The 26,739-nt window shown below is 47.9% G+C and carries 24 protein-coding genes and 2 pseudogenes; 9 read left to right on the top strand and 17 right to left on the bottom strand.

Features of this window, described 5'->3' with window-relative positions:
• Nucleotides 1-55 precede the first annotated feature (55 nt).
• Nucleotides 56-232, top strand: a complete 177-nt coding sequence (locus PAV_RS35295; protein ID WP_005547609.1) for a hypothetical protein — start codon at nucleotides 56-58, stop codon at nucleotides 230-232.
• 134 nt (nucleotides 233-366) lie between these two features.
• Nucleotides 367-1,014: a PAQR family membrane homeostasis protein TrhA gene (trhA, locus tag PAV_RS14995; RefSeq protein ID WP_005547608.1), complete on the top strand. Its 648-nt coding sequence runs from the start codon at nucleotides 367-369 to the stop codon at nucleotides 1,012-1,014.
• 244 nt (nucleotides 1,015-1,258) lie between these two features.
• Here trhA and PAV_RS14990 read toward each other — a convergent pair whose 3' ends face one another.
• Together PAV_RS14990 and PAV_RS14985 are read right to left on the bottom strand one after the other, a co-directional pair.
• Complete coding sequence (locus PAV_RS14990) at nucleotides 1,259-2,302, bottom strand: GntR family transcriptional regulator (protein ID WP_005547606.1); 1,044 nt, start codon at nucleotides 2,300-2,302, stop codon at nucleotides 1,259-1,261.
• Nucleotides 2,303-2,500: 198 nt separating this feature from the next.
• Entirely contained in the window at nucleotides 2,501-3,058 is a 558-nt protein-coding gene (locus tag PAV_RS14985) for a GbsR/MarR family transcriptional regulator (RefSeq protein ID WP_005547604.1), read from the bottom strand.
• A gap of 325 nt (nucleotides 3,059-3,383) precedes the next feature.
• Between PAV_RS14985 and PAV_RS14980 the strand changes: the two genes are divergently transcribed.
• The 3 genes from PAV_RS14980 to PAV_RS14970 are packed head-to-tail and all read left to right on the top strand — an operon-like array spanning nucleotide 3,384 to nucleotide 6,428.
• The gene (locus PAV_RS14980; protein WP_081505763.1) at nucleotides 3,384-4,667 is read left to right on the top strand and encodes a quaternary amine ABC transporter ATP-binding protein; all 1,284 of its coding nucleotides are present in this window, start codon (nucleotides 3,384-3,386) and stop codon (nucleotides 4,665-4,667) included.
• A complete protein-coding gene (locus PAV_RS14975; protein ID WP_005547600.1) occupies nucleotides 4,648-5,487 on the top strand; it encodes an ABC transporter permease in 840 nt (279 codons plus the stop codon). The genes PAV_RS14980 and PAV_RS14975 overlap by 20 nt, the downstream gene beginning before the upstream one ends.
• A gap of 5 nt (nucleotides 5,488-5,492) precedes the next feature.
• Nucleotides 5,493-6,428 (top strand): glycine betaine ABC transporter substrate-binding protein, encoded by a 936-nt coding sequence (locus PAV_RS14970; RefSeq protein ID WP_005547598.1) that lies wholly within the window; start codon nucleotides 5,493-5,495, stop codon nucleotides 6,426-6,428.
• A gap of 223 nt (nucleotides 6,429-6,651) precedes the next feature.
• Here PAV_RS14970 and helD read toward each other — a convergent pair whose 3' ends face one another.
• Together helD and pcp are read right to left on the bottom strand one after the other, a co-directional pair.
• Nucleotides 6,652-8,949 carry an RNA polymerase recycling motor HelD gene (helD, locus tag PAV_RS14965; RefSeq protein ID WP_005547596.1) on the bottom strand — a complete coding sequence of 766 codons (2,298 nt, stop codon included), beginning with the start codon at nucleotides 8,947-8,949 and terminating at the stop codon, nucleotides 6,652-6,654.
• Nucleotides 8,950-9,028: 79 nt separating this feature from the next.
• Nucleotides 9,029-9,688 (bottom strand): pyroglutamyl-peptidase I, encoded by a 660-nt coding sequence (gene pcp / locus PAV_RS14960; RefSeq protein ID WP_005547593.1) that lies wholly within the window; start codon nucleotides 9,686-9,688, stop codon nucleotides 9,029-9,031.
• Nucleotides 9,689-9,772: 84 nt separating this feature from the next.
• On the opposite strand from pcp, the gene PAV_RS14955 reads away from it, so the two are divergent.
• From PAV_RS14955 to PAV_RS14945, 3 genes and pseudogenes are all read left to right on the top strand, one after another.
• Entirely contained in the window at nucleotides 9,773-10,225 is a 453-nt protein-coding gene (locus PAV_RS14955) for a DUF441 domain-containing protein (protein WP_005547591.1), read from the top strand.
• A gap of 653 nt (nucleotides 10,226-10,878) precedes the next feature.
• Nucleotides 10,879-12,612: pseudogene (locus PAV_RS14950) on the top strand (ABC transporter ATP-binding protein).
• Between the two features lie 18 nt (nucleotides 12,613-12,630).
• Entirely contained in the window at nucleotides 12,631-14,769 is a 2,139-nt protein-coding gene (locus PAV_RS14945) for an ABC transporter ATP-binding protein (RefSeq protein WP_051135132.1), read from the top strand.
• Nucleotides 14,770-14,846: 77 nt separating this feature from the next.
• Here PAV_RS14945 and PAV_RS14940 read toward each other — a convergent pair whose 3' ends face one another.
• The 13 genes and pseudogenes from PAV_RS14940 to PAV_RS14895 all read right to left on the bottom strand — a co-directional run bounded on the left by PAV_RS14940 (nucleotide 14,847) and on the right by PAV_RS14895 (nucleotide 25,713).
• The gene (locus tag PAV_RS14940; protein ID WP_005547588.1) at nucleotides 14,847-15,035 is read right to left on the bottom strand and encodes a hypothetical protein; all 189 of its coding nucleotides are present in this window, start codon (nucleotides 15,033-15,035) and stop codon (nucleotides 14,847-14,849) included.
• Between the two features lie 332 nt (nucleotides 15,036-15,367).
• Complete coding sequence (locus PAV_RS34685; RefSeq protein ID WP_005547586.1) at nucleotides 15,368-15,601, bottom strand: hypothetical protein; 234 nt, start codon at nucleotides 15,599-15,601, stop codon at nucleotides 15,368-15,370.
• Between the two features lie 6 nt (nucleotides 15,602-15,607).
• On the bottom strand, nucleotides 15,608-16,408 hold the full coding sequence (locus PAV_RS14935; RefSeq protein WP_005547585.1) for an ABC transporter ATP-binding protein: 801 nt from the start codon (nucleotides 16,406-16,408) through the stop codon (nucleotides 15,608-15,610).
• A gap of 2 nt (nucleotides 16,409-16,410) precedes the next feature.
• Complete coding sequence (locus PAV_RS14930; RefSeq protein WP_005547583.1) at nucleotides 16,411-17,322, bottom strand: ABC transporter permease; 912 nt, start codon at nucleotides 17,320-17,322, stop codon at nucleotides 16,411-16,413.
• Between the two features lie 217 nt (nucleotides 17,323-17,539).
• The gene (locus PAV_RS14925; RefSeq protein ID WP_085981364.1) at nucleotides 17,540-18,430 is read right to left on the bottom strand and encodes an ABC transporter substrate-binding protein; all 891 of its coding nucleotides are present in this window, start codon (nucleotides 18,428-18,430) and stop codon (nucleotides 17,540-17,542) included.
• Between the two features lie 8 nt (nucleotides 18,431-18,438).
• A complete protein-coding gene (locus tag PAV_RS36170) occupies nucleotides 18,439-18,594 on the bottom strand; it encodes a hypothetical protein (RefSeq protein ID WP_157266863.1) in 156 nt (51 codons plus the stop codon).
• Nucleotides 18,595-19,010: 416 nt separating this feature from the next.
• The gene (gene sda / locus PAV_RS33450; RefSeq protein ID WP_081505748.1) at nucleotides 19,011-19,151 is read right to left on the bottom strand and encodes a sporulation histidine kinase inhibitor Sda; all 141 of its coding nucleotides are present in this window, start codon (nucleotides 19,149-19,151) and stop codon (nucleotides 19,011-19,013) included.
• 10 nt (nucleotides 19,152-19,161) lie between these two features.
• The gene (locus tag PAV_RS14920) at nucleotides 19,162-20,598 is read right to left on the bottom strand and encodes an NAD-dependent malic enzyme (RefSeq protein ID WP_005547579.1); all 1,437 of its coding nucleotides are present in this window, start codon (nucleotides 20,596-20,598) and stop codon (nucleotides 19,162-19,164) included.
• A gap of 39 nt (nucleotides 20,599-20,637) precedes the next feature.
• Complete coding sequence (locus PAV_RS14915; RefSeq protein WP_005547577.1) at nucleotides 20,638-21,774, bottom strand: M20 family metallopeptidase; 1,137 nt, start codon at nucleotides 21,772-21,774, stop codon at nucleotides 20,638-20,640.
• Between the two features lie 13 nt (nucleotides 21,775-21,787).
• Nucleotides 21,788-22,605: pseudogene (locus tag PAV_RS14910) on the bottom strand (ABC transporter permease).
• Entirely contained in the window at nucleotides 22,602-23,465 is an 864-nt protein-coding gene (locus PAV_RS14905; protein WP_005547574.1) for an ABC transporter permease, read from the bottom strand. The pseudogene PAV_RS14910 and the gene PAV_RS14905 overlap by 4 nt, the downstream one beginning before the upstream one ends.
• 3 nt (nucleotides 23,466-23,468) lie before the next feature.
• Nucleotides 23,469-24,578: an ABC transporter ATP-binding protein gene (locus PAV_RS14900; protein ID WP_005547573.1), complete on the bottom strand. Its 1,110-nt coding sequence runs from the start codon at nucleotides 24,576-24,578 to the stop codon at nucleotides 23,469-23,471.
• A gap of 40 nt (nucleotides 24,579-24,618) precedes the next feature.
• Nucleotides 24,619-25,713, bottom strand: a complete 1,095-nt coding sequence (locus PAV_RS14895; RefSeq protein WP_005547571.1) for an extracellular solute-binding protein — start codon at nucleotides 25,711-25,713, stop codon at nucleotides 24,619-24,621.
• A 234-nt stretch (nucleotides 25,714-25,947) separates the two neighbouring features.
• Here PAV_RS14895 and PAV_RS14890 point away from each other — a divergent pair, with 234 nt between their 5' ends.
• Nucleotides 25,948-26,697 carry an IclR family transcriptional regulator gene (locus PAV_RS14890; protein WP_005547569.1) on the top strand — a complete coding sequence of 250 codons (750 nt, stop codon included), beginning with the start codon at nucleotides 25,948-25,950 and terminating at the stop codon, nucleotides 26,695-26,697.
• Nucleotides 26,698-26,739: the final 42 nt, after the last annotated feature.

The following is a 26,739-nucleotide window of genomic DNA, read 5'->3' as shown; positions in this document are numbered from 1 at the left end:
ATTTTTCCATTGGCAGCGGTTATGCTGTGTGAGATAAACATATAGGAGGGATACCATGAGCAAGACATCCAACAAGCGCCGCAAGTTAGAGCGCGCAGGACAACTCGACCCTAGCTTGCTGCGAGGCAGCTGGACCCGAAAGCCGTATACGCAAGTAGTACCGAATAAGAAAGCAGAGCAGCGCCGAAGCCTATGCCGGAAACGGATAGATGACGGCGCTGTTGCTATGTAACGGCCTCTACGTTCCTCTGTTTGTTACCTTTTTGAAAAGTATTATGGATCATTTGCAGCACCCTTCCCACTTCGTTACAATAGAAGTAACTAGATCCGCATGAACGGATCCAATAGAAAGGAAGGTGCCGCCGTATGGCTAATACTCACACCTACTCGCGCGGCGAAGAAATCGCTAACGCGATCACTCATGGAATTGGCGTGGTCATGAGCATATCTGCCTTGACGCTATTAATCGTATTTGCCGCCTTGTATGGACAGCCCATTCATGTCGTCAGCTTTACGATCTATGGCATATCCATGCTGCTCCTGTATACCTCATCAACATTGGTGCATAGCTTCCCCGAAGGCAAGGTTAAGGATCTGTTCGAAACATTCGACCATGCGTCCATCTATTTATTTATTGCCGGCACCTATACACCGTTGGTTTTAATCGCACTGCCTAAGCTTATTGGTTGGACACTATTCACGATTGTATGGACAATTGCTATCGGAGGCGTAGTATTCAAAGCATTCTTCACCAAACGATTCCTCTTTATGTCCACGCTGCTCTATATTGCGATGGGCTGGCTCATCGTGTGGGCGTGGCATCCACTGACAGAAACTATGCCATCCTTCGGTCTGACCATGCTGGTCATCGGCGGCATCCTGTATACGCTGGGTACGATTTTCTACGTATGGAGAGGTTTCCCCTTCCATCATATGATATGGCACCTATTCGTGTTAGCGGGCTCTATTGTCCACTTCTTCTCTGTACTCACTTTGGTTGAAATTCGGGTGTAGCTCTATCTATGAATTACCCTGTTCATGATTCCGCCAATCTCCGCATGTACGCTGAGATTGGCGGTGATGTGAAGTATAATGTGGGGGTTACTGTTCAGACTGACATGGTCCAGTTGAACGTCTGTTTACGAACTGAGGCTCAAGAATAACTTTATGATACACTTCCTTGCCTGCTGCACCGTCCTGCTCCGGACGATCCATAATATCGGCCAGAATCGTAGCCGCTCGGCGGCCAATCTGCGCTTCATTTTGATAAATATGACTGAAAAAATGTCTCTCTCTCTTCCAGATGCTCTGGATCATCGAATGTCACTATCGAAATATCTTCGGGAACACGTAGTCCAGCCCGCTTCGCAATTTGGTGCATACGCATGCCTAGTTTGCCGTGCAATGCAATATATGCAGTAGCTATCCCGCTCCTCATATACCGAGCCAAAACAGAATCATCCGCTTCCTCGCCGACAGGAATTGTGAAATCAGTCAAAATAAGCGCCGGATTAATCATGGCACCCCTTCTCTGATATTCATTCATATATCCAGCTATGCGATCCTGCACGCTGACGCAATCCCGAAATGCATCCGTACATATTGCAATATTGCGGTGTCCCAGCTCCCACAAGTGAGCGACAGCCATTTCAGCCCCTAGGCGATTGTCCGAGCACACATAATGCGTATCCACTCCAGGCAAATAGCGATCAATAAGCACGAACGGGAAGCCATTCACCTTCAATGACAGAATTTCCTCGTTATACATATCTTCATCCACCGGAAACAGCAGCAAGCCCGCTATGCCCATCTCCAGCATCTCTCGTATTTGCTGTTCCTCCCGATCCTTCGAGCCTCCACTGAATGCAACGATAAGGGAATAACCTCGCTCATTCAGCGTTTTCTGAATGGAATTTATTAGTCTCATCGCAAAATAATCATCGAGCGTAGGCATGACGAATCCCACGACTTTCTTTCTTCGTTCACGTCCGGCAAATCCTGACACGCTGCTATCTCGCATTTCATTTGTATTTGCGTTATTCGACTCTTCCTGGGCCATGATCATTTTGCCCATAATCTGCTTTGAGACAAAGCTTCCTCTCCCCGGAACTCGATAGATCAACCCTTCCTTCACAAGTGCTGCAAGCGCATTCACAACTGTAATGCGGCTTACTTGGAACTGTTCCATCAGCTCCTTCTCTGTCGGAATTCGATCATTCGGCTTCAGCTGTTTATTTTGAATCATATCCTCAATATATCGCTGTACTTGCAAATATAGCGGCGATCGAGAATCATAGCTCATTCGTATCATCCTTAATTATTAATTTAATATATATAATATAGCATTTAGGAAAAAGAGACAATGTTCAGGGAAAAACCGGAAGAAAAAAGGACGGTTGGTTACCGCCCTCTTCAAGCTTACTAAAATAGTTAAAATTATTAAAACTAGTGAAATTAAATTATGCGGATCATTGCAGCTAGTATCAAGCTGTTCACTCGTTTATTGCTCTCGTTTCGGCACAAGTGAAAAAATATCCCCGGACTCGAGTGCATCAATCAATCGGTCAAGCCATTCGTAGTAGGCTTCCGCCTGCCTCATCTTGGAAAGATCTAGAGAGATGACAGCAGCAAGCTGATCATCATCCGAGCTGCTGCGCAGCGTCTCCAACTCCCTCATCGAGCGTCGGATGGCGGACATATTCATCTCAACCGCTTTTCTCCACTTCAGGCCAAAATAGTCGGTAAAGGTCTGATACCAATCCTGCTCCGCCTCATATAGATCCTTGCGCGTCCCCTTCTCCCACACTTTGTGCACCATTTTCATGTCCACAAGAGTTCGCACGCCCGTACTCATGCTAGTCTTGCTCATTTCCATTTCCCGCTTCATGTCATCCAATGTCATCGGATGATCGCTGAAGAACAGCAAGCCGTACAGATGACCTGTCGAATGGGTCATTCCATACAAGTCCATATTTTGTCCGATCGCTTCAATGACACGATTGCGAGCTTTCTCGACAACGCTCTTCTGCTCCTGTGTCAACTGTGCGAACGTAGCCATGTGTCATTCCTCCTGTGCCGAATCATGTCTGTGCGGCCACTGCCGTTCGATTCGAAACCGTCCCGTATATGTATTAGTGAACGCTGGTGGGTATACTCCTTCTCCATGTTCAACGAACACATTGTAAGAGAACAGGAACAAATTGTAAAGGAGCAAATGGAATAGCAAATATTAGCATCTGCAAGCATATGAAAGCATAAGTTTATAAAGTTTTTTCTGAACGTTTTTTACGAACAGTTTTAATAGTTGTTATCTAATTTTTCCAAGGGTTAAAATGGATATATCTTTCATGCACAAGAATCCATACGCAAAAGGGGTGACAGGATTGTCCATGATCAAGGTCAGCCAAGTGACTAAAATATTTGGACATCACGAACAAAAAGCACTCGCTCTGCTGCAGCAAGGATGGTCAAGAGAACGGCTAGCCAAAGAAAAACAAGCAACCGTAGCTGTTAACCAAGTGTCCTTTGCCGTGGAACAAGGAGAAATATTCGTCATCATGGGCCTATCCGGCAGCGGAAAGTCTACACTCGTCCGCATGCTGAATCGTCTCATCGAACCGACCTCCGGTGAGATCTGGCTCAAGGATCGTAACATCTCCAAGCTGAACACAACTGAACTGCGGGAGGTTCGACGCCGAACCATTGGAATGGTATTTCAGAAATTCGCGCTCTTCCCCCACCGCAGTGTGCTGGACAATGCCGCATATGGCCTCGAAATACAAGGACTCTCCAAAGAAAAACGCTACCGCAAAGCAGCCGAAGCACTCCGTCTCGTCGGTCTTAACGGCTGGGAGGACAAATACCCGGATGAATTGAGCGGCGGCATGCAGCAGCGAGTCGGCTTAGCACGCGCTCTAGCCAACGATCCAGATATTTTGCTTATGGACGAAGCATTCAGCGCGCTCGATCCGCTCATCCGACGCGACATGCAGGATGAACTGCTTGCCCTGCAGCAAAAAATGCACAAAACGATCATTTTCATCACGCATGACCTGGATGAAGCGCTTCGCATCGGCGATCGCATCGCCCTGCTAAAAGACGGCATGCTGATCCAAATCGGAACTCCTGAGCAAATGTTGATGCAGCCGGCAGACGAATATGTAGAGCGATTCGTTGAAGGCGTAGACTTATCCAAGGTACTCACCGCCGCGCATATCATGCGCAGGCCAGAGACGATATCCCAAGATCGCGGCCCTCGTGCAGCGCTGCAGTTAATGAGGGATATTGGAATTTCCACACTGTTCGTGGTCGGGAAGGATAAGTCCCTTCAAGGAGTCGTTACAGCCGAACAGGCAAGCGAGGCTGCACGCAGCAGGTTAACGTTACAGGAAGCCATGCACACAGAAGTTCCAACTGTATCGCCCACTGTTGTTCTAAACGAATTGTTCGCCTTGTCTGGCGAGGCCAAGCTGCCAATAGCTGTAGTTGACCCAGATGGCAGGCTGCTTGGCGCGATTGTCCGAGGAGCTGTGCTTGGAGCGCTTGCAGGCAATCTGCCCGATTCCCCACCCTCATCCCAATCCCAACTAGAGCTCTATTCTGCATCAGTCACTGATATCAGTTTTGCAGCGGAAGGAGTGTTAAATCATGCAGCTGAGCATCGGTAATTGGGTCGAACATGGTGTTGATTGGCTAAGTACGAATGCTGACGGATTGTTCCAACTGCTCTCCAAATGGATTGAGCATAGTGTTGAGGCAATATCAAGCCTTTTTCTCATCATGCCGTCTTACTTGTTCATTGTTGCGGCCGCTTTGCTCGCATTTTTGCTGGGCAGATGGTCACTCACTCTGTTAACCGCTATCGGGTTGCTCATCATCGACTGGCTGGGTTATTGGATACCCACCATGAACACACTTGCACTAGTCATCGTTTCCACTGTAATTTCCATCTTTATCGGCATCCCGCTAGGCATTGCCTGCGGCAAGTTCAATAGGCTATCTCGCCTTGTGAAGCCTATTCTTGATTTCATGCAGACCATGCCCGCATTCGTCTATTTGCTTCCTGCTGTATTTTTATTCGGTTTAGGCATAGTTCCGGGTGTAATTGCCTCTATCATTTTTGCAGTCCCTCCTACCATACGCCTAACCGAGCTTGGCATCAGGCAGGTTCCCCATGACATGATTGAGGCTGCTTCCGCATTCGGCTCCACATCCATGCAGACGTTATGGAAGGTGCAGCTCCCCGTCGCCATGCCAACCTTGATGGCTGGTGTGAATCAAACGATTATGCTGACCCTTTCTATGGTCGTTATCGCCTCGATGATCGGAGCGCAAGGCATCGGCACCGAGGTCTACCGCGCTGTCACCATGCTCAAAATCGGCAAGGGCTTCGAGGCAGGCTTGTCTGTCGTACTATTAGCCATTATTTTAGATCGTTTCTCTCAACATTCGCTTAAAAACCGGAAAACGAACAAACAAGGAGCGTGATGAATATGAGACAAAATCGTACGAGGTACTGGATGTTAATCGGTCTGATTGCCGTATTGGGATGGACGCTGGCTGCTTGTTCATCTGCTTCAGGAGGTAAATCGGACAGCCAAGAGGAAGGTGGAAGCGGTGGTTCGACCAGCGAGAGCATTGGGAAACAGGTTGACTATAAGATTATAGGAATCGATGCCGGAGCCGGAATCATGCAATCCACCGAGAAAGTGATTAAGGAATACGGGTTAACCGACTGGAAGCTCATTGAAGGTTCAGGGGCTGCTATGACCGCGGCTCTGGATAAGGCAATCAAGAAACAGGAGCCTATCATTATCACGGGCTGGACACCGCACTGGATGTTCGCAAAATATGATCTGAAATATCTTGAGGATCCGAAGGGGATCTTCGGTGGTGACGAGCAAATCCATACCATCGCTCGCAAAGGCTTAAAGGAAGAGGAGCCCGAGGCATACAAGACATTGGATCAATTCAAATGGGTTGCTGACGATATGGCTCAGGTGATGGTTGCTATCCATGACGGTCAGGAACCGAACATCGCGGCCAAAGCTTGGATAGAAGCCAATGCGGATAAGGCCGCTGCTTGGACGAACGGCATAGATAAAATCGAAGGAAAGAAGCTGAAACTCGGTTATGTGGCTTGGGATTCTGAGATTGCAAGCACAAATGTTATCGCAGCGGTGCTTGAGGAGAAAGTCGGTTACAAAGTCGATCTTATTCAAGTAGAAGCCGGCCCCATGTGGACAGGTGTCGCAAATGGTGATGTCGATGCTATCGTAGCAGCTTGGCTGCCAAAGACTCATAAGGATTACTACGATCGATTCAAAAATGACGTGGATGATCTTGGCCCGAACTTAAACGGAACGAAAATTGGCCTTGTCGTTCCGTCCTATATGCAGATTCAGTCGATTGAAGATATGACGAAATAGAGCGGATGGTCGTTCATGGAGCATAAGATATCATTCCCCCTTTGCAGATGATTACATTCAAGCTACAAAACGATGGATATCGATCGTACACAAATGAACGAAATCGAATCTATCACAACATAAGCCCCCAATAAAACAAGCGCCGGCGGCACTGCTCGGAGGTTACATCCGAACCCCGTGCCATCAGGCGCTTTTCCTACTTAGAATATCCATGCTGTGAAGATTAAGCTCTTTCTCCGCTCCATGCATCGAGGAACGGCGTTACTTGACCTACAGCCAGCAGTGCAAGACGATGCATCGCGCGAGTACACACCGTGTAGAACAGCTTCCGATCTGCTTCATGACCATACGCTTGCTCTTGCGCGTCAAATACGATAACCCCGTCGAATTCTAATCCCTTAGCAAGGTAGGAGGGGACAACCCATTGTCCGGTAACGAACTGCTTTGTATGCTTCGATACCCGCTTCAATTGCGGGAAGCTATGCTGCAGCTGATTATGAACCCGTTCCGCGGTAGCTTCATCCTTTGTAATAATTGCAATAGAAGCAAGATTGTTCTCTGCTGCCCATGCCGCCAGTTGCTCACCAGCCTGCTTCATTTGCTCTTCTTCGTCCTCGCAGCGAATGATAGTGGGCTCTTCTCCTTCTCTGCTGAACGGTTCTACCTGCTCGCCATTCGGAAGAATGCTGCTTGCCAGCTCCATGATATTGCGAGTAGAACGATAGCTTTTGCGTAGTGTAATCACGCCGGCCTTCTTCTCCGTAAATACATTTTGCAGCGCTGCTGCTGAGCCCATGCGATTCGATTCGTAGATCGCTTGATTCCAATCACCCAATATCGTGAACCGGCTGCGTGGAAATAACCGTGTCAGCAGTGCATATTGGAATGGAGAATAGTCCTGCGCTTCATCAATGACAACATGGCGAATATGGTTGAAGGTGTCGAATCCTTCTACACTTTCAATTAGATACAGCAATGGAGAGGCATCCTCGAATGGAATAATTCCCGCTTCGAACTGCTCTACTGACCGCAGTCCGATCGCACGTATCGTTTCCACATCCACGGTATCATTTACGTTCGTGATGGCCGCGGCCTGTTTCGCCCAATGCTCAAGACTGCGCATGCAGTCGCAATACATCTCTTCCCACTCGACAAAACGAAGTTCCTTCGCCTGCTTGCGGAACCGCTTCAACCACTTGTTCACCTGCTTGCGGCTCATATCACGAAGCTCTTCTTCCGTCCCTAAGTAATTTGGCTGCTGCTGCAGCTTCCGGTATATGCGCTTCTGCTCCTTAACCGCCCAAGTCCGGAGCTGTTCCAGCAGCCAGTCTCTTAGTTTGTCCATTCTAGCCGGCAAGGACCAATCCGCAAACTGAACATAGAATTGTTCTGCAAGCTGCTCAGCGCTAATAATTGTTCGCTTTGGCGTACCAAAGCGGATAAAGCGCACGCCTTCCCGCTGTAAAGAGTCGATATAGCGATCCAGCACCTGCTGATAGCCGGCTGAAGCCTTCCATCTGGCAGCCGCAGCCTCGACTCTCGCTTCTCTCGAGGCTGTCCAGCGATCCATGCCGCGCATAAGGCGTTCAGTCTGATCATAAATATCCTCAATGCTTCGCTCTGTAACGAGACGGTGCTCAATATAAGACTGGAACGTCGTCTGCGTCATATTTTCCTCGCCAAGCTCCGGCAAAATATTGGATACATAGTCATTGAACAAATCATTTGGCGAGAACAAAATAATCTGCTCGGATCGCATGCTGCTGCGGTACTTATACAGCAAATACGCGATCCGCTGCATCGCCGCAGACGTCTTCCCGCTTCCAGCAGCCCCCTGTACGATTAACACGTCTTGCAAATCATCCCGGATGATGGCATTCTGTTCGCGCTGAATCGTGCTGACGATGCTCTTCATCTTCGTATCCGCGCTTCGCTTCAGCATTTCCTTCAGCATATCGTCGCCGATTTGAATGCCAGTATCAAAAACGGCCTCCAAGCGGCCATTACGGATGAGGAACTGACGTTTGAGCGTCATCTCCCCCTCAATAACACCCGCTGGCGTACGATACTGAACCGGTCCAGGCGCGTAATCATAGAATAAACCGGCAATTGGCGTACGCCAATCATAGACGAAATGCTCACCGCTTTCCTCATCCGTTACAGACATCAGTCCGATGTAAACCGGAAGCGTCTCCGTATCCCCTGCCTCTATAAAATCAACGCGTCCAAAGTACGGCGCTTGGATATGCTTGCGGAGCTTGTTCAGCCATTTGGCTGCATGCTTCTGTACACGCTCATGACTAGCCAAATCCTTCGCTTGCTGCATGATGCTTACATACGTTTCGAACATCTCGTCATTATCGACTGTGACCTCATCCCAGAAATGACGCTTCATTTCTACAATTTCAGCCTGCCGCTCCTCAGCGGTTGCTTCCAATGCAGCGATCTGGCGATCCATCAAGCGAAGCACGCGTGTCAGATATAATTCTTCCTCATCCTTCATGGAAGGTTGTTCGTTCACCTTGCAACTCCTTTCCGCCTACCGGCCGATTCGAATTCCCTATAGGATTTATTTCGAAAAGTACTATTATATCCTAAACTTAGGCGCCATGTAACGTCCCCGCGCTGTCGCTTGTATTTTCCACATCATTCAAGTGAACAATAACCGTCTCCAGCGCCTTCACCACATCATTAATCGACATGGAAGACATATTGGAATAACGAGCAGCCTGTACGGGCAAAAATGGGATATGAATAAATCCGCCGCGCATTTGTTCACTGCCTTCCTGCTCAGCAAGCCTGTTCATTAACCAATAAAATATTGCATTGCATACGAAGGTACCCGCTGTATAGGAAATGGAACAAGGGATGCCGGCCTCCAGCACGGCGGCGCGAATCGCTTTCAGCGGCATTCGTGCCCAATAAGCAACAGGCCCGCCCTCAACAATAGCTCCATCTGTTGGCTGCGCTCCATCATTATCCGGAATGCGCGCATCCTGCAAATTAATTGCCACGCGCTCAAGTGTAATATCCGGTCTGCCTCCGGCTTGTCCGACACAAATCACAGCATCCGGCTTGATTTGCTCCATCGCTTCACCAAGCACCGCGCCCGCGCGTTCGAATGAGGTCGGAAGCTGAACGGCATGAACGTTGTAATGACCGATTGTACGTCCATGAAGCTGCTTCACGGCTTCCCAAGAAGGATTAATGGCTTCATCCCCAAATGGGTCAAATCCTGTTATCAATAATGTGTTGCTCATCTATGCAGCACTCCGATCTGTTTTATTTTCAATACATAGGAAATATGCTATTCTTGTCAACGAATGTGAAAGGAGATACATACCATGTCACAACTAGATATTTCATCCCTCATCCTTCTCGGATTTGCGGGGCTAGGCATCGTGAGCGGCAATTCTACCGTTACCATCGCAATGGTCGTTCTATTGCTGCTCCGCGTGACGAATATGCAGAGCCTGTTCCCTTGGATCGAGAAGTACGGGCTGACCGTAGGCATCATTATATTGACAATCGGGGTCATGGCACCTATTGCGAGCGGCAAAATGTCCATTGATACGATCGTACAGTCCTTCATGAATTGGAAATCCCTTTTAGCTGTAGCCGTCGGCATGCTCGTCGCCTATTTGGGAGGGCGCGGCGCTCATTTAATGACCCAATCCCCCACCGTTGTAGCAGGTCTGCTCGTCGGTACCGTTCTGGGCGTTGCCTTGTTCCGCGGTGTTCCTGTCGGCCCCCTGATTGCAGCAGGCATACTGTCGCTGCTGCTTGGAAAATCATAAGGATATAATCAAATCATCTACATCATACGATGATTCCCTATGTACGGCAAACAGTTCGCAACTACATTCGGATGCTGTGCCATTCATACACAAATGCCCTCCCTCATCTAAAGTTGCCGTTTTAGCAGCAAAAAGCGGCAATAGGGGATGTGGCTTTGTGAAAAACGAGAGGCAATCATCGCTATAAAGTCAGATAAGTCAAGTGTTAAATTTGTGCAATAAAATGATTGACAATGCTTTATCCGCAGTGCTAGAATCAACAAGCAGACAGGACGATCACGATGTCGTCCAACTAACTTTGACAGAAAGGCAGGCGAACTCCATGTTAACAGTACAATTGCTAAACCTACATGTGGATAACACAACACATGCAATTTCATATCAATGGAGCCCTGCTGAACCGAGCGATTTGACTTATTCTTAATTCAGATCGAACGGTAAAATGAATCCATTTCGATTGATCATGCTGTCCTGATACGAGTATTCGATTCAGGAGCATTTGTAATCGTACAATGGAATCAACCATCGGACAACGGGCGGCCACCGCTCGTATATATGACCTTACTCATCAAAGGGATATCGTTTACGAACGGTATGCCCTTTTTTTATTGTCTTGATATCAATCTGCACCAAATGACAAAGGATGTGAGTGTATGTTTTCCGTACTAGGAAAGCTCGGCTGGTTCTTCAAAGAACACAAAACGAGATACTTAATCGGGGTAACCCTACTTATTGCAGTAGGTGTGCTAGAACTGCTTCCTCCCCGACTGCTAGGCAATGCTATCGATGATATCGTAACGGGGACGATTACTTGGCAGTCCCTTTCGAAGTACTTATTTTACATTTTAGGTTCCATGGTGATTATTTATGGAATTACGTACGTATGGATGTATCAGATCTTTGGAGGAGCCAACCTCGTAGAACGCAAGCTGCGCTCTAGGCTGATGCGCCATTTCCTGAAGATGACACCTCCGTTTTTGAAAAAACCGTACTGGTGACTTAATGGCACGTTCAACGAATGACCTGCGTTCTGTCGCAATGACAACAGGCTTCGGCATGCTCACCTTAACAGACTCGACCGCTTTTTGGCTACTGTACTTGTCGCTATGCTCCTCATGCAGTGGAAATTGACTCTGGCGGTTCTGCTGCCTCTGCCATTCATCGCAATTGCCATGAAGATCTTCGGCAAGATGATTCATGAGCGCTATACCATTGCGCAGGACGCATTCGGCAAGATGAATGACCAGGTGCTTGAATCGGTTGGCGGTGTGCGCGTCCTTCGCGCTTACGTACAAGAGAAATCAGACGAACAGCACTTCCGCAATATCGTCCAGGACGTATATGAGAAGAATGTCGCGGTTGCCAAAGTCGACGCGTTGTTCGACCCAGTTATCCGCTTATTTATCGGGCTTAGCTATATGATCGGGCTTGGATTCGGAGCTTATCTGATTATTCATAATGAGATGACACTGGGAGAACTGTTGACTTTCAATATGTACCTTGGGTTCATGATCTGGCCAATGTTCGCTATCGGCGAGCTCATTAATGTTATGCAGCGCGGAAATGCCGCAATGGATCGGGTAAACGAAGTTCTCCATTATACACCAGATGTACAGGATGCAGTACAGCCGAAGGAAGTCGAAGTTCCTGCAACCTTCACTTGGAAAAATTATAAGTTCCAGTATCCATCGTCTACGGTGCCTAATCTGGAGGACATTTCACTGACGCTGCGCAAAGGCCAAACGCTGGGCATTGTCGGACGTACCGGCAGCGGCAAGTCAACATTCATTAAACAATTGCTGCGGGAGTATCCAATCGGGAATGGTCAGTTCTTAATTAATGACGTGCCGCTTGATCAAATTCCAATGGATCAGCTCCAAAGCTGGATTGGTTATGTGCCACAGGAGCAAATTCTGTTCTCCAAGACCGTGAAGGAAAATATTCTATACGGTTCCGAACACGGTACGGAACAAGATGTGATGAATGCGATTGATACAGCCTCCTTCACACATGACCTTCCTACCTTGGTCAACGGTATCGACACCATCGTTGGGGAGAAGGGGGTTGCACTGTCTGGCGGGCAGAAGCAGCGTGTGTCTCTGGCACGCGCCTTCATAAAAGACCCAGAAGTGCTTATTTTGGACGACGCTCTATCTGCAGTAGATGCACGGACAGAAGCGAATATTATTAAGAACATTCGCGAGCAGCGTGCCGGTAAGACGACACTCATTACGACGCACCGTCTCTCCGCCATCGAACATGCGGATATGATTATCGTCATGGATGATGGCCGCATCGTCGAGCAAGGTACGCATGAGCAACTGCTTCAGCAGGGCGGCTGGTATAAAGAACAGTATGACCGCCAGCAATTGGAGTCGGGATTGTAAGAAGGGAGGAAATACTACGTGGAAATCGAACAACCAAAAGCAGCGCCCCGTCATGTAGGCAGACGATTGTGGCGCTATGCGTTGAAATATAAAGGCACGTTCATACTTGCCTTACTGATGTTAGCGTTAGCCGTGGCAGCCGAGCTGTCCGGACCATTTATCGCCAAGACGATTATCGACAAACATATTTTAGGGATAGAAAAGCCCTATTATGAAGCTAATTCTTCAGCAGAGGGAACCATCACATATGAAGGGCGTACCTTAAAGCGTGAGGATCGCTTTGAGCCTGGCGAGGAGAAAGGCCCAGAAGCGCGCATTCTGCAAGTCGGATCCCAGTTCCTATTCGTGAATGGTCACATTCCTGAGCAAGCGACGGGAGAACGATCATACAAGGATGGAACCCTGACGATTCGTACTGGCGATCAGGCTTGGTCTTCCCCTGCTGCCGTTATGTCCTTGCAGGACATACTTCGATTCTATGAGCCGGAGATTGCAAGCATTGTGAAGCTGATGGCTCTCTATTTCGGATTGCTTGTCGTCAGCATCTTCATGAGCTTCGGCAAGACGCTTGGCTTGCAGACAGCAGCGAACCGCGTTATCCGCACACTTCGCGGCGACGTATATGCACATGTGCAGCGACTGCCTATTCCGTACTTTGATAATTTGCCTGCAGGTAAAGTAGTCTCGCGCGTTACCAATGATACAGAAGCAGTGAAAGACTTGTTCGTCTCCGTTCTTGCTAACTTTACGTCAGGAATTATTACGATATCCGGGATTTATGTAGCGCTCTTCATACTGGATGTGAAATTGGCATTCGTCTGTATGTTCGTGCTGCCGCTAATCGTATTATGGGTCATCCTTTACCGTAAGTTTGCAACCCGCTATAACAAGATCATTCGTTCACGGCTTAGCTCCATCAACGCAATGATCAACGAATCTATTCAAGGAATGCCTGTTATTCGTGCATTCGGCCGTCAACGGCAAACGATGGATGAGTTCAACGCAATGAACGACGAATATTTTACGTATCAAAATAAGATGTTGAATTTGAATGCATTCACCTCGCACAACTTGGTGAACGTATTGCGTAACATTGCATTTGCGGCTGTACTCTGGTATTTCGCAGGTGCTTCCTTAAACGGCTCCGGGATCATCACGCTCGGTGTGCTGTATGCATTCACCGACCTGTTGAACCGCTTGTTCCATCCGATTATCGGAATGGTGAACCAACTAGCTAATCTGGATTCATCCCTGGTATCGGCTGGCCGCGTATTTGAGCTGATGGATGAGTATGGAGAGGAGCTCGACGAAGGTTCCATGCCGCGCTACAAGGGTCATGTTGAGTTCGACCACGTATCTTTCGCATACAAGGAAGATTACGTCCTGAAGAACCTCAATTTCGAAGCAAAGCCAGGACAAACAGTTGCTCTCGTCGGCCATACCGGATCCGGCAAGAGCTCGATCATGAACCTGCTCTTCCGCTTCTACGACCCGCAAAAAGGGGAAATTCGCATTGATGGCACGCCTATTACAAGTGTACCGAAGCAGTGGATTCGGGAGCATATGGGAATCGTACTGCAAGACCCGTTCCTCTTTACAGGAACAATTGCAAGCAATGTAAGCCTTGGTGATCCGCGCATTTCCCGCCAGCAGGTGGAGGACGCCTTGAAGGCCGTTGGTGCAGACCGAATATTGAAGCAGCTTCCGAATGGGATTGATGAGCCTGTGATTGAGAAAGGAAGCACACTTTCTGCCGGACAGCGGCAGTTGATTTCCTTTGCCCGTGCACTTGCGTTCCAGCCTTCTATTTTAATCTTGGATGAGGCGACAGCGAACATTGATACCGAGACAGAGGCATTGATCCAGGAAGCGCTCGATGTATTGAAGCGTGGGCGTACTACATTCATCATCGCCCACCGCTTGTCGACGATTCGCAATGCAGATCTGATTCTTGTACTGCATCGTGGAGAGATTGTAGAGCAGGGTTCACATGACGAACTCATGCAGCTGCAAGGACGATATTATAAAATGTACCAGCTTCAGCAGGGTTCAGTGGCTTCACCTCTTGAGCAGCCTCCTGCACATACAGTGAATGCTTTGGATACAACCAATCCGAAGCTTAAAGCAGATACATCAACGGCCGTTTCTGCAACCTAATTGGCCACAAGAAAAAAGCGTTCACCTCGTCTGCATGTGCAGGCTTAGTGGACGCTTCTTCTTTTAGGCATTATTGATTAACGCAGGGAGCACTTATTTTTAATAAAGTGAATTTGATTTTCCACTCGATTGATTTCCTGCTCCAGATCATAAGACATTCCTCCAATCGCCTTCGTGCGAAGCGATTCGAGCTCTGCCTTAAGCTGGGGGAGATCAGAACTTGCCTGAGAACAAGAATAATCGCTCTCCAGATTCAGATGATCCATTGAATTGGCATCCTCCTTGAAAGGCGTTTGACATAGAAGACATGGAAGAAATACTTATTCCTCCATGTAAGAGCTTAATACGTTATAAACTAGGATTATTACCGGTTGAAGCCAAATATAATGGCCTTCGTTTTACTTATTCTTACCTTTTGCGTTATTGGCATCTGATGTACGAGTCGTCGTATTTTGACGGGAATGCCCTTGCTGTTTGTGTGCCATTGTCTACATCTCCTTTGTCATCTCTTATTCATGAGGCTTACCAAAGCAGCAAAAGCTGTCCCCAACTCCTAAGTACGAGGCATCAGGCAATCTGTCATTAATGGATTATCCCTCTAGCCTTGCTGCTTTGGAATTTGGTTCAAGCTTGCTGCACGGTGGGCAATCTTGCCGGTTTTCGGAGTTACTTGTTCCTCCATAATGCTGGCTTGATTACGTTGATGATGAATTCGCTGCGGTTTGTTATGCGGCATATCAATCACCTCCACCTTTAGACTTCCCGCTTCCACCTGAATTATAACGACTCGAATCGATCTAATTCCTGTAGGATGTTTCGTGCTGGGTGGCAAAAATTGCTATCCCCCCCCAAGCACTACCCGATCATCAACAAACTTCTCTCCACGAACTCGCTCGAATTCACGGAGCAGTGAATCTATTGTGAGTGTCTGCTTCACCTTAGCAGGAATATCGAGCACAATCTTCCCTTTATCCATCATTATAAGACGGTTGCCAAGCCGAATTGCCTGCTCCATATTGTGCGTTACCATCAGAGTGGTTAAAGAAGAAGCATGTACAATTTCATCCGTCAATCGGGTAATCAGCTCTGCACGGCCTGGATCAAGCGCTGCAGTATGTTCATCAAGCAGTAATATGCTAGGCTGTGTAAATGTGGCCATAAGCAGGCTCAATGCTTGGCGCTCTCCGCCAGACAGCAGACCAACCTTGGCATTCAATCGGTTCTCCAGACCGAGCTTAAGCCTTGACAGCTCCTCCTTAAACAAAGCCCGGCGACTCCGCGTAACACCTATGCCAAGCCTTCGTTTGGCGGCTCGTTTCAGTGCAATAGCCATATTTTCTTCAATCGTCATATCCGGAGCAGTTCCGGCCATTGGATCCTGGAACACGCGTCCAATCCAGCGGCTGCGGCGATGCTCTGGCATATACGTCACATCATGGCCATTTATAGATACACTTCCTACATCAGATGTAATCATACCGGAAATGATATTCATTAAGGTCGACTTCCCTGCACCGTTGCTGCCGATGACTGTCACAAAATCACCAGACTGCAGATGAAGCTGGATGTGTGACAGCGCCATTTTCTCATCCGCTGAGTTCGCATTGAAAAACTTGCTTACCTGATTGACATGCAGCATCTTCATTCACCGCCCTTTTCAATCGTCTGGAACGCACGCAACCTGCTTGCACGCCGTTGATGTAACGTTTTGCGTATCATTGGTATCGTTAAGGCAACAATAACGATAATGGAAGTCAACAGCTTTAAGTCGGTTGCATTCATTTGCAATCGCAAGGCTACTGCAATAATGATCCGATACAGAACTGCACCTAATACGACAGCAAACGTAGCGCGCAAGATCGTACGGTGACCGAATATCGCTTCCCCGATAATTACGGATGCCAGCCCGACGACAATCATGCCGACGCCTGACTGGATATCCGCAAATCCTTGTGATTGCGCCACCAGCGCTCCTGATAAGGCAACCAGTGCATTAGAAAGGCTGACACCGAGAATAATCGTATTGTCGGTATGCACACCAAAGCTGCGAATCATGCGTGAATTGTTCCCTGTCGCACGCAGTGATAAGCCGATCTCGGTGCGCAAAAACCAGTCCAGACCGAATTTAATTAGCATCGCAAATGCGCCCATTACAATCAACAATGTAAATCCATGCGATATAGGGGTAAGCAGCGTTTCTTTTTGCATGAGGCCGATATTGGCTTTGCCCATAATTCGCAAGTTAATAGAGTGCAGCGCAATCATCATCAAAATTCCAGATAAGAGGGCGTTGATTTTCCCTTTCGTATGAATAATACCTGTAATCATGCCAGCGATTCCGCCCCCAACGAAAGCGAGCAAGGTTCCTAGCCATGGTGACATGCCTGATGTGATAGATAATGCAACGATCGCAGCTCCTGTTGTAAAGCTCCCGTCTACCGTAAGATCAGGAAAATCGAGTATGCGAAAGGTCAAATATACCCCTAGCGCCATAATGGCATATAGTACACCCAACTCGGCTGATTTCAGCATTGCTAATCCAACTCCATCCACAAGCGATCGCTCCTCTCATCTTCAAAATAAATGAACGGCCCGCATCGAAAGCAGTACGCACCACCGTTACAGTGAACTACGAACCGTCATCGTACAGGCCGTATGTATTCCGCCGTCTGCAGCTTAACGGATAAATTATGGTTAGGTAGAGGCTGCATAGAAGTACATTATGCTTGTTCAACGCTCGTACAGCTAGCTGTACCTCGCACTCAGCATGTTATTGGAACAAATTTTCCGGCTTCACCTGCTGCTTCATCGCATCGGTAACTTCAAATCCTTGTGCTTCTGCTGCCTTCAAGTTCAGCGCCAAGTCAAGGGATTCAGGAATGCGGGCAGGAACCTCCGAAGGTTTTTTGCCATCCTTTAAGATTTCAACAGCCATCTTTCCTGTCGTATAGCCCAGGTCGAAATATTCAAAACCGAAGGAAGCAACACCACCGTTTTTCACGGAATCTTTCTCAGCGACAAATACCGGAATCTTATTGTCATTGCCTACACCGATGACCGAGTTCAATGCACTTACTACGGTATTGTCAGAAGGCACATAAATAGCCTGAACCTTCCCAATAAGCGATTCCGCTGCCTGCTTCACTTCAGAGCTATTTGTAACAGGTGCCTTCACAACAGATAATCCAAGCTTCGTCAAGGATTCTTCTGCCTTCTGAACATTGACTACTGTATTCTGTTCTCCTTCATTCGCAATAATGCCTACTGTAGTCATATTTTTAATACTATTCTTAATGAATTCCATCAGCTTCGATATTGCCTCCGGATGAAGGTCTGTCGTTCCGGTAACATTACCGCCTGGGCTCTCCATACTCTGGACAAGACCTGCCCCTGCCGGATCCGTTACAGCCGTGAACAGGACAGGGATATCCTTCGTTTCCTTCGCCGCCGCTTGTGAGACAGAGGTTCCAATGCCTAAAATAAGGTCAACTCCGCCAGTTGCGAACTTCTGAGCAATCGTAGCTGCATTTGTCTGATCCCCTTGTGCATTTTGATAATCCAGCACCAGATTTTCCCCTTCAACATAGCCACTATCCTTCAAGGCCTGAACGAATCCTTTGTACGCTTCATCGAGGGATGCATGGTTGACAACCTGCGTAATGCCAATCTTTACTTTTTCCCTTCTGCAGACTTGGAGCCGGTCGATTCTCCGCTTCCTTCGCTGCCGGAGCTATTGGAAGCCCCTCCATTGCCGCATGCGGCTGCGAACAGTATAAGCAGCGACATCATCGCAGTCATAACCAGATGGCGACGTGATTTCTTCATGACTAACACACCCTTTCTTTTTCGATTGATCTCATTAACTGCCTACTAAACTGTCTAATTACCACCTCGTTACAGAACCAAGCTGATTGGACGTTACATCATCAGTGGTCAATACCGCCTAATATTTTACTACATAAAAGCGTAGATCCATAAAAGCTTAAAAGCATGATCTGAGTAACGTATTATAGGCATATTGTACCTGCATATTCCATATCGTCAATAATAACGTTTGATAAATATGTTATAAATTAGCACTTTATTTCATTTTTTTGTCTTTTTTCAGTTGAAATCGCTTCCCATCCACTTTCAAGCAGAACAGCCACCCTTTCAGACATTGCTGTTGAAAGAGTGGCTGTCACAAAATCTATGTTGGGATTCCTATACGTACTGCGCAATTGTATCGCTTACCATCACCATCAAGTCGCATCCATACCTGCCTGCTTCTTGCGAAATTCAATTTCAGCATGAAGCATATCAACAAATAATGTCTCTAATTGCATGCGAACGGCTTCCTGATAAGCCTCCTGAAGTGATTCGTCAGTCAATAACATATACATGACACGTAGATTATACCCCTTTGTTCATCGCGTCTCTGTAGTCACGTCTCCGTGCCACACCATCCGCATAGGCCGCATCCACGACCGCATCACGAACCTTCGGCACAACTTGTGCATTAAAGACGCTTGGAATAATATATAGTTCGTTCAATTCTTCTGCGGGTACAACTTCAGCAATCGCGTTAGCCGCTGCCAGCTTCATTCTCTCCGTCACCTTTGACGCACGGCAGTCGAGCACGCCGCGGAACAGACCTGGGAAGCAGAGAACATTATTAATTTGGTTCGGATAATCGGATCGGCCTGTTGCGATAATGCGGGCGATATCTTCGATTTCATCTGGATCAATCTCCGGAGTCGGGTTAGCCATAGCAAATACAATCGGATCGGAAGCCATCGTCATGACATCCTCTCTCTTCAATACGCCTGGTCCAGATACTCCAATAAATACATCAGCACCTCGGATCACATCACTCAGCGAGCCTCGTTCTAAGTTCGGGTTCGTCTTTGCCGCATATCGATTCCATGCGTCATTTTCATATACCGTATCTCGAACAAGTGCTCCTTGACGATCCACGCCAATTATATTTACAACGCCAGCCGTCAACAGCATTTCTGTACATGCCATGCCGGCCGCACCGACACCGCACAATACAATCTTGCAGTTCTCAATTGATTTTCCAACAATACGAAGGGCATTGAGCAGCCCTGCAAGCATAACGACAGATGTGCCATGCTGGTCATCGTGGAAGATTGGAATGTCTAATTTTTCACTCAGTCTCTGCTCAATTTCAAAGCAGCGCGGCGCGGATATGTCTTCCAGGTTAATGCCGCCAAATGCCGGAGCAATCGCTTCAATGGTACGAATAATCTCATCCGTATCCTGCGTATCCAGACAAATTGGAAATGCATCTACATTGGCAAATTGCTTAAACAGCATCGCCTTTCCTTCCATAACCGGCATAGCTGCCAGCGCACCGATGTTGCCAAGCCCGAGCACCGCCGTTCCATCCGAGATAACAGCAACCGTGTCACGCTTGATCGTAAGCGTATAAGCACGGCTTGGATCCTCGTGAATGGCCATACATACGCGTGCTACACCTGGCGTATATACGCGCGACAAATCGTCACGGTTACGAATCGGCACCTTCGGGGTCATTTCAATTTTGCCGCCGAGATGCATCAAGAACGTCTGATCCGATACGTTTACAATCGTAACACCCTTGAGCTGCTTCAGCCGCTGTACGATGCGGTCACCAACACTGCCATCATACACATTGACTGTAACGTCCCGTACGGTAAATGCCGGAGTGCCGCGAATAACGTCTATCGCAACAATATCCCCGCCGCTCTCACCGATTGCTGCTGCAATCTGAGCAAATGTACATACATGCTTGTCAATTTCCATCCGGATAATAATATTCGTGCTAGAACCTAGTGACTTGGCCATGGATTGCACTCTCCCCTGAATCAACTGCTTCCTTCAACGTTACAGACGTTCCAGTATACTAGCCAACAATGCAGTTCGACGCGGCAGTTCATGCAGCCAAATAAATTCTGATGGCGAATGCGCGCCGTCTCCGCGCACACCTAACCCATCGAGAGTGGGTGTTCCACACGCTGCTATGAAGTTCCCGTCGCTTACACCGCCCGTGCTCGTTTCCTCCAACTCCAAGCTCAATTGTTCCATCGCTGCTTCTCTAGCTATCTGATACAGCTTGGCAATCGAATCGGTTCGCTCCATAGGCGGACGATTCATGTCTCCAGTCAACTGAAGACGTACATCAGGATGAATCGAAGCAAGTCCGTGAATCAACTCCACAAAACGATCGAAATCCTCCATCGTTCGGACGCGCACATCAATCTCTGCCTCGGCATAATCGGCTACTACATTTGCTCCAATTCCACCACTAATTTTTCCGACATTCACATGTATGCCGCGTTCTGCATCCGACAACCGGTGAAGACGAATAATTTGTTGAGCCAACTCTTCAACAGCAGAGACGCCAGACTCGGGATTGACACCAGCATGAGCGGCTCGTCCAATTACTGACAGATGAAAACGACCACTTCCCTTGCGAGCTGTCTTCAATGCTCCAGAAGGCTCCATTGGCGGTTCGAGTACGAAGGCCGCCTCGCTGTCTCTCGCAAAGGATTCAATCCATTTCCGTGAAGTAGGACTTCCAATTTCTTCATCACTATTAATTAATAACATAATTGATAGCTTTTCGGGAAGCCTGTTTGTAAATTGTAGAATTTTTATCGCAAATAAAGCTTGAATCAAGCTCGCCTTCATATCATATACGCCAGGCCCGTAAGCCCGTTTGCTGTCTATTTGAAACGGTCTTCTCTTCGTTTCTCCCGCAGGCCATACCGTATCCGCGTGGCCGACGAGCAATACCTTCCTCGGCCCACTCCCAACGCGAACAACGAGTCTATCTCCATACTGAACATTTGGCACACGTTCAACTTCAGCCCCGAGTTCTTCCTTGAAGCGCTCCTCATACCAGTCGATCATTCGATCGGTCAAACCTTTGTTGGCAGACGGAGAATCCATGTTCACACTCTGCTCCAGCAGGGCAAGCATTTCAGGCATCCACCGCTCTAACTGCTCCAGGTATTTCATTATTCTACCTTCCTTAATGGGATTGCGAATTGGAACCGAACAGCCGATCCAATCCATAGACCCGTTCTAGGATAAAAATAAATACGAGACTAAGCAAAATCATGATGGAAGAAATCGATGCGACAAGCGGAGTTAAAGACTCCTGCATATAATTGAAGATTGCCATTGGAAGTGTAGTCGTAGATGGAGAGATTAAAAATAAGGATACAGTTACATTATCGAACGATGTTAAGAACGCAAATACCATTCCTGAAAAATAGCAGGTCGGATGACAGGAAGCGTAATATCCCAGAATGTTCGTACCGGATTTGCCCCAAGAATCGCTGCAGCCCGCTCCAACGTATAATCGAAGGAGCTTAAGCCGGTCAGCACAAGCCGCACAACATACGGAACTGATATTAAAATATGAGAGAGCAGCAGACCAGTAAACGTCCCCGCCAATCCAATTCTTGTAAAAAACAGCAGTGCAGATATCCCGATAATGAGAGACGGCACTGTCAGCGGCGACAAGAGCAGCGCATTGATCGTCCCGCATCCCGGTGGCTTGTATTTGTGAAGAGCGAATGCGGCCAATGTGCCGATAATTGTCGCAATGACTGCGCTAATGGACGCCAGCTTCACACTAACCCAGAACGATTCGATAAATTCAGGCCGATCGAAGATTTTTACATACCATTGCAAAGAAAAGCCCTCAGGCGGAAAGCGAAGCACCCCTGTCGAGGTGAACGAGGTAGGCACGATAATAAGGAGCGGTGAAATAACCATGAGAACAACGAAAAAAGTAATTATGCCGAGCGGCGTAATTCGAAATCGTCTCGATTCGTTTATCATGACGAGAACACCTCCTTGTATCGATTCGTTTCAACCATTCGGGTAAACAGAGCTACGAGCCCAAGCGTGGATCCGAGCAGCAAAAAGGCAAGCGCTGCACCTAACGACCAATCATATGCTGCCATCATCTTCTCATAGGCAATAACCGGCATCACCTTCACAGATGTGCCCCCCATCAGTGCAGGCGTAACAAACGCGCTCATGGCCAAACTGAACACAAGCGTCGTGCCAGCGAATATGCCAGGCATGCTTAACGGCAGTGTCACACTGAAGAACATCCGCGAACGTGATGCGCCTAATATTCCTGCCGCCTTATAAAGCGAAGCATCCACTGCATACAGACTCGTTGCGACCGCAAGCACCATATAGACAATTAATGAATCTGCGAGACCGATAACGACACCGAGCTCGTTGTACAGCAGGCGCAGAGGCTTCTCGATTACTCCCAGCGAGATAAGGCTGTTGTTAATAAAGCCATCGTCTCCTAAGATGACGACCCAGCCAAAGTTTCGGATGACGACACTAATTAAGTGTGGAGATATAATTAAGAACGTGATGAAGCCCCGCATTTTCGGCGTTGCCTGCGCCATATACATGGCAACCGGATAACCGAGCAGCAAACATACGATTACCGTGTACAGACTTAGCTTGATTGTCCGCCACAGCACTTCCAAGTAATACGAATCCTGAATGAAGAGCCGGTATTGTGCCAGCGTATACGCCCCCGCACCTCCATCTTCACGAATACTGATCACGAACATGTACAGCATTGGCAACACAAATACACCCAAAATAACGATAAGACTGGGAACGAGCAGCAGCATAGCCGCCCAAGCCTTGCTTCGTGCGGGCTTCGCCATCTGCTACCCCTCCTTCCGCGGGAATACGACGACGTCTTGCTCAGCCCATGCCAGCTTTACATGCTCTCCGTCTGAGACATGATGATGGCGCCGCTGAGAATGTGTTCGTACACTGATCGAGCCATCTGCTGTGAGCACAACCATTTCTCCATACGAGCCAAGGAAGGATACTAGTGAAACGATCCCGGACATGTTATTGTCTTCATCCGCAGAATCTCCACCGGCCGACATTGCAGCCTCCATACGTATATGCTCAGGACGCACATAGGCTAGCACCTGCTCTCCTTCCTTGAACGGATATTTCTTACGTTGAGCCTTCAGCTTCATCCCCCCGGCTGTACGCAGCTCGCCCCATTGCTCATGTACAGCAACGACAGTAGCCTCAAAGCGATTGGATTTCCCGACAAATTCATGTACAAATGCCGAGGCTGGCTCATGATAGATCTGCTCAGGTGTCCCGATCTGCTCTACAGCGCCGTGATCAAGCACGACAATTCGATCAGAGAGATACATCGCTTCCTCCTGATCATGCGTGACAAATATCGTCGTAACGCCAATTTCCTGCTGCAGAAGCTTCATTTCCTCCCTCAATTCCTCTCTCAGCTTCGCATCGAGATTGCTTAAGGGCTCATCAAGCAGCAGCAGTGATGGCTCCGTAACAAGTGCACGAGCAATCGCGATTCGCTGGCGTTGTCCTCCAGACAACTGCTTCGGATACCGGTCGCCCACATGTGGAAGCTTAACAAGATCAAGTACCTTCTTCACGCGATCCGTCATTTCTGACTTCGGCGTCTTTCTCAGCTTCAAGCCGTATGCAACATTTTCCCCGACCGTCATATGCGGAAATAGCGAGTATGTCTGAAATACCATACCCAAATCCCGTTTATTTGCCGGGACGCCGCGCATGGATTTGCCTTTAATTCGCAGTTCTCCTCCATCCGGTTCTAAGAAGCCGGCGATCATATTCAATGTCGTCGTCTTCCCACAACCCGAGGGACCGAGGAAAGTAACACACTCCCCCCGCTCCACTCCCAAGCTGAAATTGTCAACGACGACCGTTCCACCGAAGCACTTGTGAACGCTCTGCAATTCTACGTCGTACGTGATCGTCATGAGCCTATCCTCCATCCTATTTATCTGTAAGTTATTTAAGTTATTGGCCAACAAGCGGCGCGACTTCCTTATTGAATTGATCCAGCCATTTCTTCGTATTGTCGCTAATGACACCATAGTCGAATTTCACGATCTTGCTTTTATCAAAATCAAGCAGCTTCGCCGTATCTTCTGGCAGCTTCACATTGACCGCCGTATTGTAAAAGAGCTTCGTTGCATACAACGTCTGTACGTCATCGGTCAGCAGGAAATCGATGAATGCTTTCGCTGCGTTCGGGTGCTTAGCGCCTTTGACTAAGGAAGCAACGTTTGGCACAATGTTGGCCCCTTCCTTCGGTATAACGAATTCCAGCTCCACACCTTGATCCTTCTGCACGATGCTGCGTGCCATTGTCCATGCTGTATAGGCTGCCGTATTATTTTGCAAATTCTGCTGCAATTGAGCTGCCGTCTTCGCAAATGTCGGCATATAGCCCGCTATCGTCTTCAGCTTATCGAAGCCTGCAGCCATATCTTTTTCAGAGCCGCCATTCGCATATGCGAGCATAATTGCTGCTGAACGTCCGAAGTTGCTCGACATTTCAGTTAATATCAGATTGCCCTTCATTTCTGAACGAGCCAGATCATTCCACGACTCCGGTACAGGCAATCCCTTCTCCTTCACCAGCTTGGCATTGTATGAGATGCCCATTGGGGTGTAGTTGACTGTTACGCCGCTGTTATCATTGATTTTAAGTTGTTCGTCAACTTTGGACATGTTCGGAATCTGAGCAGGAACAAGCGCCTCCCAAAGCCCCTTGATACTGCCAGCCTCCTGCTCGCCGCCTTCAATTACGGTTACATCGATTTGCGGAGATCCCCGTTGAGCTGTGACCTTGGCCACAATATCCGTTGATACGCCCGATACATAGGACAGCTTCACATCTGGATATTTTTCATTGAATTTCTTGAAAATTTCATCCTTCATCAAAGTCTCTACGGTTGCGCCATTCCCTGCGATAACCAATTCACCTTCCAGCCCTGAATTGGAACCGCTTCCATCTTTGATGCTGGAACTAGACGATCCACAAGCTGCCACCAAAGATCCAATCAAGGCTAAAGTTAATATCAATGATGCCCAGCGACATGCTTTCATTGTATTCCTCCCCATTATTATGTTCACTATTTGTGAACATTGTTTATAATTGGTGAATCTTGGTTTGATTTTAGCATAGGGTCATGGTATGTTCAATATAGAACCATGATTTTTGTCACATTTTAACACATCATTTGTATTGTAGACGTACAATTGCTTGAACAATGCCAACCTATCAGCTTCATTTTTTTCATTGATGAAAATATCGGATACACCGAACTTAGGAGAGAGAATATGGAGCACTATCTGTCATCCGTCCAGAAATGCTGTACACTGCTGAAGCTGTTCCTACACGGGGCCAAGGAATGGGGCGTAACGGACTTAAGCCGTGAATTGCAATGGTCCAAGGGGGCTGTTCATAAGATGCTGACTACCTTGGAAAGTGAAGGGCTGATTAAGCAGCATCCCCGAACGAAGCTGTATTCATTGGGCTATACTCTATTAGAATTAGGCAATAAGGTGAAGAATGACGATGATATGGTCAGCTTTGCTAGACCTTATTTGCAGCAGCTTGCAGACTTGACAAAGGAATCGGTATGTTTATGCATTCGCGATCAGCAGGATGCAATCTATGTAGACAAACTGGATTCTCCGCTGCCGATTCGCTTTATCATTGATGCCTATCGACGATTCCCGCTTTATGCGACAAGTGCCTCGCGCGTCATTCTGGCTTATAGTCCGGAGACGCTGCAGGAAGCAGTGCTTGCTGAACCAATGGCTGCTTTCACGAACTACTCCATTACAGATCGGGAGCAAATGAGCCAGCGTCTTGCGAGCATCCGGCAGCGCGGCTATGAGATGAGCTCGAACATGCGTAATATTGGGGTGACTGGCATTGCGGCCCCGATATTCTATGGGGACGGGAATGTTTCCGCAATTAGCTTAATCGGGCCTAGTGATCGAATGGAGCCCCACCTCGAACGCTGGATTAGCATACTGCTGCAGGTCACACAGGAGATGTCGCGCCTGCATGGCTTTAATTAGGCACCGTATATCTTATACGGAATGCATCGCCTGACATAACAT

Source organism: Paenibacillus alvei DSM 29 (assembly GCF_000293805.1).
Lineage (GTDB): Bacteria > Bacillota > Bacilli > Paenibacillales > Paenibacillaceae > Paenibacillus_B > Paenibacillus_B alvei.
The sequence above is the reverse complement of the archived record's forward strand: the minus strand, read 5'-3'. Positions and strand labels throughout refer to the sequence as shown.

Coding starts and splice junctions, on each gene's coding strand:
- sda (WP_081505748.1), bottom strand. CDS start 19,151: ATGTATATGTTATTGACTGACGAATCACTTCAGGAGGCTTATCAGGAA.
- PAV_RS14940 (WP_005547588.1), bottom strand. CDS start 15,035: ATGGATCATCTGAATCTGGAGAGCGATTATTCTTGTTCTCAGGCAAGT.
- PAV_RS36170 (WP_157266863.1), bottom strand. CDS start 18,594: ATGAAGAAATCACGTCGCCATCTGGTTATGACTGCGATGATGTCGCTG.
- PAV_RS14920 (WP_005547579.1), bottom strand. CDS start 20,598: ATGGCCAAGTCACTAGGTTCTAGCACGAATATTATTATCCGGATGGAA.
- PAV_RS14890 (WP_005547569.1), top strand. CDS start 25,948: ATGGAGCACTATCTGTCATCCGTCCAGAAATGCTGTACACTGCTGAAG.
- PAV_RS14935 (WP_005547585.1), bottom strand. CDS start 16,408: ATGCTGCATGTCAATCAGGTAAGCAAGTTTTTCAATGCGAACTCAGCG.
- PAV_RS14915 (WP_005547577.1), bottom strand. CDS start 21,774: ATGAAATACCTGGAGCAGTTAGAGCGGTGGATGCCTGAAATGCTTGCC.
- PAV_RS14975 (WP_005547600.1), top strand. CDS start 4,648: ATGCAGCTGAGCATCGGTAATTGGGTCGAACATGGTGTTGATTGGCTA.
- PAV_RS14955 (WP_005547591.1), top strand. CDS start 9,773: ATGTCACAACTAGATATTTCATCCCTCATCCTTCTCGGATTTGCGGGG.
- PAV_RS14970 (WP_005547598.1), top strand. CDS start 5,493: ATGAGACAAAATCGTACGAGGTACTGGATGTTAATCGGTCTGATTGCC.
- PAV_RS14905 (WP_005547574.1), bottom strand. CDS start 23,465: ATGGCGAAGCCCGCACGAAGCAAGGCTTGGGCGGCTATGCTGCTGCTC.
- PAV_RS14895 (WP_005547571.1), bottom strand. CDS start 25,713: ATGAAAGCATGTCGCTGGGCATCATTGATATTAACTTTAGCCTTGATT.
- PAV_RS35295 (WP_005547609.1), top strand. CDS start 56: ATGAGCAAGACATCCAACAAGCGCCGCAAGTTAGAGCGCGCAGGACAA.
- trhA (WP_005547608.1), top strand. CDS start 367: ATGGCTAATACTCACACCTACTCGCGCGGCGAAGAAATCGCTAACGCG.
- PAV_RS14900 (WP_005547573.1), bottom strand. CDS start 24,578: ATGACGATCACGTACGACGTAGAATTGCAGAGCGTTCACAAGTGCTTC.
- PAV_RS14985 (WP_005547604.1), bottom strand. CDS start 3,058: ATGGCTACGTTCGCACAGTTGACACAGGAGCAGAAGAGCGTTGTCGAG.
- PAV_RS14990 (WP_005547606.1), bottom strand. CDS start 2,302: ATGAGCTATGATTCTCGATCGCCGCTATATTTGCAAGTACAGCGATAT.
- pcp (WP_005547593.1), bottom strand. CDS start 9,688: ATGAGCAACACATTATTGATAACAGGATTTGACCCATTTGGGGATGAA.